This window comes from Streptomyces sp. SAS_270 (assembly GCF_052543295.1).
Genome location: NZ_JBMNDS010000021.1, coordinates 60,674 through 71,851, shown reverse-complemented (window position 1 = coordinate 71,851; position 11,178 = coordinate 60,674). Strand labels below are relative to the sequence as shown.

The 11,178-nt window shown below is 70.3% G+C and carries 9 protein-coding genes; 3 read left to right on the top strand and 6 right to left on the bottom strand.

Features of this window, described 5'->3' with window-relative positions; translation table 11 throughout:
* Positions 1-437: 437 nt before the first annotated feature.
* The 4 genes from ACN6LB_RS16840 to ACN6LB_RS16825 form a co-directional block, all read right to left on the bottom strand.
* Positions 438-2,198: an NAD+ synthase gene (locus ACN6LB_RS16840; protein WP_445026569.1), complete on the bottom strand. Its 1,761-nt coding sequence runs from the start codon at positions 2,196-2,198 to the stop codon at positions 438-440.
* A 73-nt stretch (positions 2,199-2,271) separates the two neighbouring features.
* Entirely contained in the window at positions 2,272-3,888 is a 1,617-nt protein-coding gene (locus ACN6LB_RS16835) for a multicopper oxidase family protein (RefSeq protein WP_445026568.1), read from the bottom strand.
* A 148-nt stretch (positions 3,889-4,036) separates the two neighbouring features.
* A complete protein-coding gene (locus tag ACN6LB_RS16830; protein WP_445026566.1) occupies positions 4,037-4,471 on the bottom strand; it encodes a DUF6153 family protein in 435 nt (144 codons plus the stop codon).
* 103 nt (positions 4,472-4,574) lie between these two features.
* Entirely contained in the window at positions 4,575-6,476 is a 1,902-nt protein-coding gene (locus tag ACN6LB_RS16825; protein ID WP_445026564.1) for a S53 family peptidase, read from the bottom strand.
* Between the two features lie 337 nt (positions 6,477-6,813).
* On the opposite strand from ACN6LB_RS16825, the gene ACN6LB_RS16820 reads away from it, so the two are divergent.
* Both ACN6LB_RS16820 and ACN6LB_RS16815 read left to right on the top strand, forming a co-directional pair.
* The gene (locus tag ACN6LB_RS16820) at positions 6,814-7,305 is read left to right on the top strand and encodes a SigE family RNA polymerase sigma factor (RefSeq protein WP_445026562.1); all 492 of its coding nucleotides are present in this window, start codon (positions 6,814-6,816) and stop codon (positions 7,303-7,305) included.
* On the top strand, positions 7,302-7,964 hold the full coding sequence (locus ACN6LB_RS16815; protein WP_445026560.1) for a hypothetical protein: 663 nt from the start codon (positions 7,302-7,304) through the stop codon (positions 7,962-7,964). Before ACN6LB_RS16820 ends, ACN6LB_RS16815 begins: the two co-directional genes overlap by 4 nt.
* 72 nt (positions 7,965-8,036) lie before the next feature.
* Here the strand turns inward: ACN6LB_RS16815 and ACN6LB_RS16810 are convergent, their stop codons facing one another.
* Both ACN6LB_RS16810 and ACN6LB_RS16805 read right to left on the bottom strand, forming a co-directional pair.
* Positions 8,037-8,660, bottom strand: a complete 624-nt coding sequence (locus ACN6LB_RS16810; protein WP_445026649.1) for a DUF305 domain-containing protein — start codon at positions 8,658-8,660, stop codon at positions 8,037-8,039.
* 14 nt (positions 8,661-8,674) lie between these two features.
* Entirely contained in the window at positions 8,675-9,337 is a 663-nt protein-coding gene (locus ACN6LB_RS16805) for a DUF3105 domain-containing protein (RefSeq protein ID WP_445026559.1), read from the bottom strand.
* Between the two features lie 416 nt (positions 9,338-9,753).
* Between ACN6LB_RS16805 and glnA the strand changes: the two genes are divergently transcribed.
* Positions 9,754-11,115 (top strand): type I glutamate--ammonia ligase, encoded by a 1,362-nt coding sequence (gene glnA, locus ACN6LB_RS16800; RefSeq protein WP_356140022.1) that lies wholly within the window; start codon positions 9,754-9,756, stop codon positions 11,113-11,115.
* Positions 11,116-11,178: the final 63 nt, after the last annotated feature.

Genomic DNA, 11,178 nt, shown 5'->3' with positions numbered 1-11,178 from the left:
CCCGCCCGCAGTGGCGAGGCTTCGCCGGCTCCCAGCGCCACACACACCCCCGCTGCGTGGGTGGGTAGCCCGCCCCTAGCTCCACGCCCGCCCGCAGTGGCGAGGCTTCGCCGGCCCTCGGTGTCATGCGCACCCGCCGCTGCTGGGTGGGCAGTCGCCCTAGCCTCACGCGCGCCCGCAGTGACGAGGCTTCGCCGGCCACCCGGCGCCACACGCACCCCCGCAGCGCGGGTGGGCAGCCGCCCTGAACCGCACGATTGCCCGCAGCGACGCGGCTTCGCCGGCCATCCGCCGCCCCACGCACCCGCAGCGAAGCGGCATCCGCGCGCCCCCACGCACCCGCAGCGAAGCGGCATCCGCGCGCCCCCACGCACCCGCAGTCGCGTACGCACGGACCCGACCCACAACACACCGCACCGCGAACGGCGCCCGAGGCGTCAGGCGCCGCCTGCCTCCCGCCACCGGTTCGTGATCGGCAGTCGGCGGTCCTTGCCGAAGCCCTTGGCGGAGATCTTGGTGCCCGGCGGGTACTGGCGTCGCTTGTACTCGGCCGTGTCGACCATCCGGAGCGTCTTCACGACGAGTTCCCGATCGAACCCGGCCGCAACGATGGTGTCGGCCCCCTCGTCCCGGTCGACGTACCGCTCAAGGATGGCGTCCAGGACGGGGTAGTCCGGAAGAGAGTCCGTATCGACCTGGTCGGGACGAAGCTCCGCACTGGGCGGCTTCGTGATCGAGTTCTCCGGAATCGGCGGCGTCTGCCCCCGCTCCGCCGCCGCCCGGTTCCGCCACTCCGCGAGCCGGAAGATCGACGTCTTGTACACGTCCTTGATGGGCCCGTACGCCCCCACCGAGTCGCCGTACAGCGTCGAATACCCCACCGCCAGCTCGGACTTGTTCCCCGGAGCCAGCACGATGTGCCCCTCCTGGTTGGAGATCGCCATCAGCATGGTGCCCCGCAGACGGGACTGCAGGTTCTCCTCCGCCAGCCCCGTCAGCCCGAGCGACGACATATATGCGTCGAACATCGGCTCGATCGCCACGGTCCGGAAGTTCAGCCCCGTCCGCCGCGCCAACTCCGCCGCGTCGCCCTTGGAGTGGTCCGACGAGTACTTCGACGGCATCGAGACGCCGTACACGTTCTGCGCGCCCAGCGCATCGCACGCGATCGCGGCGACGAGCGCGGAGTCGATCCCGCCCGACAGCCCGATGAGAACGGACCTGAAACCATTCTTCGCCGCATACGCCCGCAGCCCGACCACCAGCGCCGAGTACATCTCCTCGTCGTCGTCGAGCCGCTCCGCGTACCCGCCCGCGAGCTCGGCCTCGTACGCGGGCAGCGGTTCCTCGGACAGGACGAGGCGCTCGATGCGCAGCCCGTCGTCGACGACACCCTCCACCGGCGACGTGGCGGCAGCCGGAAGATCCAGGTCCAGGACCACGCAGCCCTCGGCGAACTGCGGTGCCCGCGCGACGACTTCACCGTCGCGGTCGACGACGATGGAGTCCCCGTCGAAGACCAGCTCGTCCTGCCCGCCGATCATGGCGAGGTAGGCGGTGGTGCACCCGGCCTCCTGAGCCCGCTTGCGGACCAGCTCCAGCCGGGTGTCGTCCTTGTTGCGCTCGTAGGGCGAGGCGTTGATGGAGATCAGCAGCCCGGCCCCGGCGGACCGGGCGGCCGGTACGCGGCCGCCGTCCTGCCAGAGGTCCTCGCAGATGGCGAGGGCCACGTCCACCCCGTGCACCCGCACGACCGGCATGGTGTCGCCGGGCACGAAGTACCGGAACTCGTCGAACACGCCGTAGTTCGGCAGGTGGTGCTTGGCGAAGGTCAGCGCGACCCGCCCCCCGTGCAGCACGGCGGCGGCGTTCCGCGGGGAGCCGGCCGGCTGCCCGTACTTCGGCTGCGCGGTCTCGGACCGGTCGAGGTAGCCGACGATCACCGGCAGCTCCCCGAAGCCCTCGTCGGCGAGCCGCGCGGCCAGGTCGCGCAGGGCCGTGCGGGAGGCCTCGACGAAGGACGACCGCAGGGCCAGGTCCTCGACGGGGTACCCGGTCAGCACCATCTCGGGGAACGCCACCAGGTGCGCTCCCTGCTCGGCGGAGTGCCGGGTCCAGCGGACGATCGCCTCGGCGTTCTGGGCGAGATCGCCGACGGTCGAGTCGATCTGATTCAGGGCGAGGCGTAGTTGAGGCACGCGGCCCAGTGTAATCGTCAGTGCGACACAATGGGCGTGGGGCGCCCCACGTCGACGCGCCCCACCCCCGAAATCAGCGGCTGCGGTACCCGAGCACCGTCATCATCCCGGCCTCCGAGTGGTACACGTTGTGGCAGTGGACCATCCACAGCCCCGGATTGTCGGCGTCGAAGTCGACGGTCAGCGTCCCGTTCGGCAGCACGACGGCGGTGTCCTTGCGCGGCCCGCCCACCACGTTCGCCAGGGCGAAGGTGTGCCCGTGCAGATGGACGGGATGCCACATCGAGGTCGAGTTGGCGAAGACGAGCCGCACGCGTTCCCCGGCTCGCACGGGATGCCGCTGATCCGCACGGTAGGGCTTCTTGTCGAAGGCCCAGTCGTACTTCGCCATCCCGCCGGTGAGCTGGAGCCGCACCGTGCGGTCAGGCTCCTTCTCCTTCAGTGCCACCGACTCGTCCGCCTTCAGCTTGTCGGCGGTCAGCAGTCGTCCGTCCAGCTCCCTCGGACGCCCGGCGGCGGAGGGCGCCGAGCCGCCGCCGGTGCGCAGCAGCGCATGTGTCGACGCCTTCTTGCCCTCGGCGAGCGCGGTCAGCGGGAAGACGCCGTCGCCGGCGGTGACCAGGACGTCGTAGCGCTCGCCCATGCCCAGCAGCAGGGCGTCGGTCTTCGCGTGGCGCACGGGGAAGCCGTCGGTGTGCGTCACCGTCATCTCGTGCCCGCCGAGGGCGACCCGGAAGGCCGTGTCGCCGCCCGCGTTGATGATCCGGATCCGGACGCGGTCGCCGGGTCGGGCCCGGAAGACCGAAGGCGCCGCCGCCGTACGCCCGTTGACCAGGTAGTACGGATACGCGACATCCCCGGCGTCGTTGCCCAGCAACTCGCTGTCGGCGCCCGTCATCATGCGCGAGGGCCCGGAGGAACCGGACGGCTTCGGCGACGCGTCCATCCGCATCGCCATGCCGGACATGTCGTGCCCGGAGTGGTCCATGCCGGCGCCGTCGCCCATCCCGTCGCCCATCCCGCCGCGCAGCTCCGCCAGCACGGCGTCCGGCGTGGATCCGTCCACCCCGTCGACCCAGTCGTCGAGGACGACGACCCACTCCTTGTCGTACGAAAGAGGCTCCTTGGGGTCCTCGACGATCAGCGGCGCGTACAGGCCGCGGTCCTGCTGGGTGCCCGAGTGCGGATGGAACCAGTACGTGCCCGCGTGCGGAACGGCGAAGCGGTACGTGAGGTCCGCCCCCGGCTTGACCGCGCGCTGGGTGAGACCGGGTACCCCGTCCATGTCGTTGCGCAGCGCGATGCCGTGCCAGTGCAGGGAGGTGGCCTCGGGGAGATGGTTGGCGAGCGTGAGGGCGAGGGTGTCGCCGGCGGTGACGCGGACCTCCTTGCCGGGCAGCTCGCCGCCGTACGCCCAGGACCTGACCGTAGGGCCGCCCAGGTCGAGGGAGGCCGGGGCGGCGGTGAGCCGGACCTCGCGGAGGGGGCCGGAGCCGCGCTTCTTCTCGGCGGCGGCGACCTCGCTGCCCGCCGGGTCGACGTACCCCTTCGGGGCGGCGGGGGAGCCGCTGCCGTTCCCGCTGTTTCCGTCGTGGCCCGCGTGGCCGGAGCCGGAGCAGGCGGCCAGGATTCCCGTGCCGGCGGCGGCGATCGACGCACCGAGAACGGTGCGGCGCGTGTGAGTGCGCATGACTGAGTGACACCTCGTCGTGGTGGTGTTGCGTGCGGATGGGCGCTTCCGCCGCTCGTGGTGCACCGCGCGACATCTTGAGGTTCCCACCTCGCGACGCGGAGGTTCCCCCTCCGTACGGGCAGCCCTGAGCGGCCGGTGCGCCGGCCTAGATGCGCAGCACCGACAGACGGGACAGCAGGGTTCTCGGCGGGGGTGGGGCGGGCCACAGGGCGCGCAGCACCCGCGACAGCACGGCGGGGTGGACGGCGGCCGGGCCCGGGCGGCCCAGGGCCGTCGCGAGCAGCAGGAGGAAGAGGGTGAAGCCGCCGAGCAGGACGGCGAGGCAGACGGAGAGCGGGTCCATGCCGCTCATCGGCGGCATTTCGGTGGTCAGCGCGTCGAGGCGCACGACGGCCTCGGTCATGTCCTCCGGGCCGGGTGTCGCGTCCATGGCGTGCGAGGCGTACGACATGTGCCCCGCGCCGGTGTCCTGCCCGTGCCCCGACGGATGCCCCAGCGTGTGCATAGTGAGGATCCCGAAGAGCAGCGCGGCGAACAGCAGCAACCGCTGCCCGTACCGCCCCCTGCCGCTCGTCGCCATGCCCGCACCTTACCCCCACCCGGTATAAGGGGAGCTGAAACACGTACGCCCGCCCCTCGTCTCCGAGGGGCGGGCGCAGAGCTGTCGTCAGACGGTCAAGCCGTCAGTGGCGACGGTAGGACTCGACGTATCCGGTGGTGGGCGAGCCCACGCCGGTGACGTCGTCGTAGCCCTTCACGGCCTTCAGCGAGGCGTCCTTGCCGAGGCTGCGGACGGAGGTGAGCAGGCCACCTGTCGCGTCGTAGCCGTTGGCGAAGTCCACGCGTGCCACGGCGAGTTCGGTACCCGTGGGGGTGTCCGTCACGTCGTGGTAGAGCTTCGACCCGTACTTCGAGTAGATCGACGGGTTGGCGAAGCCGATCGGCTTGCCGCCGCGGGCCTCCTGCGCCAGGGCCTGGACGGCCGCGATCACCGGGGAGGCCAGCGAGGTGCCGCCGATCCGGTACTCGTCGTACGCCTGGGTCCCGTCCGGCAGGGTCTGCGTCTGGCCGACCTTGAAACCGGTGTTCGGGTCCGCGATCGCCGCGATGTCCGGGACGACCCGGTTACCGGCCGCGTTGTTCAGCTTGGCGAGCGCGTCCGGCACGACGCCCTTCTGGTAGTACGGCGCCGGCACGGTCTTGCTGGTGCCACCGCCCGCACCCGAGGTGTAGGCGCCCGGGAAGTCGGTCCAGCTCTTGCCGTCCGCGGACAGCGAGGCCTTCTCGGTTCCCCAGCCGGTCTCCCACAGGTACTTGTCGCCCTTGCCGACGGCCAGCGAGGTACCGCCGACCGCGGTCACCCACGCCGAGTTGGCCGGGGTGTCGACCTGCTTCACACCGGTGTTGGCGACCTCGTCGCCGTTGTCACCGGAGGAGAAGTAGAAGCCGATGCCCTCGACCGCGCCGAACTGGAAGACCTGGTCGTAGGCGGCCGCGAGGTCCGGCGTCTGGTTCGCCTCGATGTCGCCCCACGAGTTGGAGACGATGTCGGCGAGGTGCCCGTCGACGATCTTGTTGAGCGAGTCGAGCAGATCGTCGTCGTAGCAGGACGCGGCGCCGACGTAGGTGATGTCCGCGCCGGGCGCGACCGCGTGCACGGCCTCGACGTCGAGGGTCTCCTCGCCGTACCAGCCCGCGGCCCCGCACTCCTCGGTCTTCGTGTACTTCTTCGGCAGGACCTGCCGCAGCTGGCTGCTGCTGTAGGCCGCGTCACCGTGCTTCTTGGCGTAGGTGGCCGCGTCGAAGGCGATGGTCGGCGAGGCGTACGCGTCGGTGATGGCGACCCGCACACCCTTGCCGGTGCGCTTGCCGGCGCCGTAGGCGGCACGCAGCTGCTTGCCGGTGTAACCCTTGACCGCGTACGGGATCTTCTGGCCGTACGCGCTCGGCAGGGTGCTCGCGGTGTTCGAGCCGTAGTACGACGAGAACGGCCCGGAGTTGCGGAACACCGCGTCCGGCGGCGGCAGCTGGTCCTTGTGGTTCGCCTTGTGCGGGGCGTTGTCCAGACCGGTGACGGTCAGGACGGCGCCGTTCAGGGCCGCGGGGGCCGAGGCCGTCTTCGACGGCGCACGGTAGGTCTTGCCACTCTTGGCGTAGTTGTGCAGCTGGGTGCCGAACGCCTTCTCGGCGGCGGCCACGTCACCGGTCACGGAGACGTAGTGCTGCGTGGTGCCGGTGACCGTCAGACCCGCCGACTTCAGCCACGACTTCACCGCGGCGACCTGCGCCTTGGTGGCCCCGAAACGCTGCTGCGACTTCTTGGCGCTGAGGTACTTGCCGTACGAGGCCGAAGACGGGTCGGACACGGCCTTGGCGTACGCGGCCAGACCGGCGGCGTTGCGTCCGGCGAAGTAAACCCGGGCGGAGACCTGGGAGCCGTTGGAGGTGGCCCCCTTGTCCGCCTTCGCCGTGGCCCACGCGGGCCTGGTGCCCGCGAGCGTGTCACGGCTGGGGCTGTCCGCGGCCTGAGCCGCGGGTATTCCGACCGCCAGCGCACCGGCGAGCAGTGGCAGTGTCGCTGCCATGCTCACTCCGGCGCGTATTGCGGTGCGACTGGATCTCATAGAACCCCCTGCGATGCGGTTCTTCGCATGTGTGGTCGTTCGTGATCGGTGAACCGCTGTGCCGAAAGAGGACACAGGGGATGGATCACGCTCGGGGTCACTCTGGCGATGAACCGTTCATGCCAGGGGATGGAAAAGGTCAAGGAAACCTCAAGTGGCCGCGAAAAAGGGGTTTTTGGGGTGATATGGAGAGGGTCTTGCTCCAGATCGAGGGTTATCCCTATGTCCCGCAAAAACCTGCCGTCAAGGGAACCCCGTCTTCTGTAAGCGCATCGCGACCCCACGGCGTATAGGGGGTGTGAAGCAGCTGGAGTTCGAGGAGTTCTACCGGTGCGGCCGGGACGTCTGCCTGCGGGCGGTCCTCGCCGCGGTGGGCGACCGGCAGCTGGCCGAGGACCTGGTCGCCGAGGCGTTCGCCCGGGCCTGGGCGTCATGGCCCAGAGTGCGCGGCCACCCCGCCCCGCGGGCCTGGGTGGTGCGCACGGCGCTCAACACCCGCGTCTCGTGGTGGCGTCGGCGCCGCCACGAGGTCGCCCTCGAGGGCCGCGACGCCGAGACCCCGGGGCCGGACCCCGCCGGCCTCGACCCCACGCTGCTGGCCCTGCTGCGCGGGCTGCCGCGGCGGCAGCGGGAGGTGATCGCCCTGCGGGTCTTCCTCGACCTCGACACCGCGACCACCGCGCGGACGCTCGGGATCGCCCCGGGCACCGTCACCGCCCATCTGTCGCGGGCAGTCGCCACGTTGCGCGGCCACCTCGTCACCCTCGACCACCCGGAGGTGGGATCGTGAACACGCATGACGACGACCTGGACGTACTGGAGACCTTGCGGCAGTCCCTGGACGACGTCACCCTGGCGACGCCCGTGGAGGAGATCGTGGCCCGCGGCCGCGCGCGCAGGCGACAGCGCCGACGCGTCGCCCTCGCCGCGGTGGGCGTCGCGGCGGCGGCCGGCCTCGCGCTGGGCGTGCCCGGGTACGGCCACCCGTCGACCGCACCGCCCTCGGCAGGGGGCACGGAGGCCGCCGCGTTCGTCGTCAGGAAGCAGGCGGACGGCACCGTCGAGGTGACCTGGAGCAAAGAGCAGTACTTCAAGGACCCGGCCGGGCTCCAACGGGCTTTGCGCGAGGCCGGGTTCCCCGTACTCGTGAGGACCGGGGTGTTCTGCAAGGGGCCGGACGACCACACGAAGGTCGACGCCAGCGGAGTGGGCGTCGGCGTCGACAAGGTTGTGCGGGGCGAGGAGCGCGCGGGCAAGGGTGAGCGTGCCTCCGGCAAGGACGGCACCACCGTCTTCGTCTACGACCCCGCGGCCATGCCCGACCGCACCCAGCTGTTCATCGGCTATCTGACCGGGGCGCAGCGCGCCGCAGCCGGACGGGTCGGCTCGGTGGAGCGCCTGGTCCCGACCGACGTGACGCTGAAGTGCGGTACGGACTGGCGGAACTGACGAACCGTCGGCGGAGGGGTGATCGGGTCCGGGGCACTGCCACGGACCCCATCAACCCTCGCCGGCCAGGCCCTACTGGTCCGCCGTCGCGCCGCGCGCCTTCAACATGCCGGCCATCAGCTCGATCTCCGACTGCTGCGCGTCGACCATGCCCTGCGCGAGCTTCTTCTCCACGCCGACCGTGCACTTCTCCACGCAGCCCTCGGCCATGTGGATGCCGCCCTGGTGGTGGGAGGTCATCAGCTGCAGGTAGAGGATCTCGGCCTGCTTGCCGCTCAGCGTGTTCAGCTTCTTCAGCTGGGTGTTGGTCGCCATGCCGGGCATCAGCGCGCCGTCCTTGCCGGAGGCCATGTCGCCCATGCCCATCCACGTCATCGGCGCGGCCGACGACACCTTCGGCAGATCCCACAGATCGAGCCAGCCGAGCAGCATGCCGCGCTGGTTGGACTGCGTCTGTGCGATGTCGTACGCGAGCCGCCGCACCTCCTCGTTCTTGGTGCGGTCGCGCACGATGTACGACATCTCGACGGCCTGCTGGTGATGGACCGCCATGTCCCGGGCGAAGCCCGCGTCCGCGGAGTTCGCGGACGGCGCGTCCGTGTCCGAGCCGCCGTCCTCCGCGACCGCGTAGGTGATGGCACCGGCCGCGACGAGCACCGCCGCCGAGGTTCCCGCGATCCAGCCGACCTGCTTCATCTGACGCATCCGGCTCACTGCGCGAGACCGTTGGTGCAGGCGGCCCCCGGCTCCGGGGTCTGCTTGCCCTGGACGTACGCCTCGAAGAACTTGTCGACGTTCGGGTCGCTCGCGCTCGTGACCGTGCGCTGGTGCGCCCAGGCACTCATCATGATCGGGTCCTTCTGGTCGGCGACCGGGCTCATCAGCGTGTACGGGGTCTTCCTGACCTTCGCCGCGAGGGCCTTCACGTCGGCGTCCGAGGCCTTGCTGTTGTACGTCACCCAGACCGCGCCGTGCTCCAGGGAGTGCACGGCGTTCATGTTCTTGATCGCCTTGGTGTAGACGTCGCCGTTGCAGTTCATCCAGACCGGGTTGTGGTTGCCGCCGACCGGGGGCTCCATCGGGTAGTCCACGGTCTTGGTGACATGCGTACGGCCCAGCGTGCCCTTCCAGGTCTTCACGCCGTCCTTGCCGGTGACGAAGTGGCCCGACGCCTTCGAGTCGCTCGAAGCGCTGTCCTTGTCGGACTGCGACTGCACGAGCACGACACCGCCGACGACCAGGCCCACGACCACCACCACGCTGGCGCCGATGGTGAGGATCCGGTTGCGGCGCTCACGTGAGGCCTCGGCGCGGCGCATCTCCTCTATGCGCGCCTTGCGCTCGGCGGACGTGCTGTTCTTGGCGGAACCCATGGCGAGTCCTTATGGGGGAAGGGGCGACGGACGAATCGGGTTCGCTGATCGTAGTGGGACAGGAGGGACGGTACGTAGCGAGGGCGCGGGAATGGCCGAAGCGGCGGCTTTCGTCCCGATAAACGGATGTGCCACGCCGCCGCGCCGCGAAGGCCGCCACCCCGCGCGGGCGACCCCGAGGCGGTCGTATGCAGAGACAGTGGGGGCCGGGGATTACCCGAACGCGGGTGAGCAGGCAGTATGGGCCCCAGAGCAGTACACCTGCCGTACGCGAGGCGTTCAGACCGAGGTCGGCCGGCCGATCATGGTCGGCAACACGCATGAAATGGTGTTGTGGTGGGATGCTCGGGTGCCCCGACCGTCCCCGAGGCGTGGGAGCAGGCGGCCTGACCAGCAAGGATGGGTGGAAGCGGAAGATGGACAAGCAGCAGGAGTTCGTGCTCCGGACACTGGAGGAGCGCGACATCCGGTTCGTACGCCTGTGGTTCACGGACGTGCTCGGCTTCCTCAAGTCGGTCGCCGTGGCCCCGGCGGAGCTGGAACAGGCCTTCGACGAGGGCATCGGCTTCGACGGCTCGGCCATCGAGGGTTTCGCCCGGGTGTACGAGTCCGACATGATCGCCAAGCCGGACCCGTCGACCTTCCAGGTGCTGCCGTGGCGCGCGGAGGCCCCCGGCACGGCCCGGATGTTCTGCGACATCCTGATGCCGGACGGCTCCCCGTCCTTCGCGGACCCGCGCTATGTCCTCAAGCGCGCCCTCGCGAAGACCTCCGACCTGGGCTTCACCTTCTACACCCACCCGGAGATCGAGTTCTTCCTGCTGAAGAACCGCCCGCTGGACGGCTCGCGGCCGACGCCCGCCGACAACTCCGGCTACTTCGACCACACCCCGCAGAACGTCGGGCAGGACTTCCGGCGCCAGGCCATCACCATGCTGGAGTCGATGGGCATCTCGGTCGAGTTCAGCCACCACGAGGGCGCCCCGGGCCAGCAGGAGATCGACCTGCGCTACGCCGACGCCCTCTCGACGGCCGACAACATCATGACCTTCCGCCTGATCATGAAGCAGGTCGCGCTGGAACAGGGCGTGCAGGCCACCTTCATGCCGAAGCCGTTCTCGGAGTACCCCGGCTCCGGCATGCACACCCACCTCTCCCTCTTCGAGGGCGACCGCAACGCGTTCTACGAGTCCGGCTCGGAGTACCAGCTCTCCAAGGTCGGCCGCTCCTTCATCGCGGGCCTGCTCAAGCACGCCGCGGAGATCTCCGCCGTCACCAACCAGTGGGTCAACTCCTACAAGCGCATCTGGGGCGGCTCGGAGCGCACGGCCGGCGCCGGCGGCGAGGCCCCCTCGTACATCTGCTGGGGCCACAACAACCGCTCCGCACTCGTCCGCGTCCCGATGTACAAGCCCGGCAAGACGGGCTCCGCGCGCGTCGAGGTCCGCTCCCTGGACTCGGGCGCGAACCCGTACCTGGCGTACGCGCTCCTCCTCGCCGCCGGCCTCAAGGGCATCGAGGAGGGCTACGAGCTCCCGCCGGGCGCCGACGACGACGTCTGGGCCCTCTCCGACGCCGAGCGCCGCGCCATGGGCATCGAGCCCCTCCCGCAGAACCTCGGCGAGGCCCTCACCCTGATGGAACGCAGCGAACTCGTCGCCGAGACACTCGGCGAGCACGTCTTCGACTTCTTCCTGCGCAACAAGCGCCAGGAGTGGGAGGAGTACCGCAGCGAGGTCACGGCCTTCGAGCTGCGGAAGAACCTGCCGGTGCTGTAGGGGCAGGTCGGCGGGGTGTCCCGTCCGGAACGGAACGCGGGGCCGGTGGTCTTTGACCGTCGG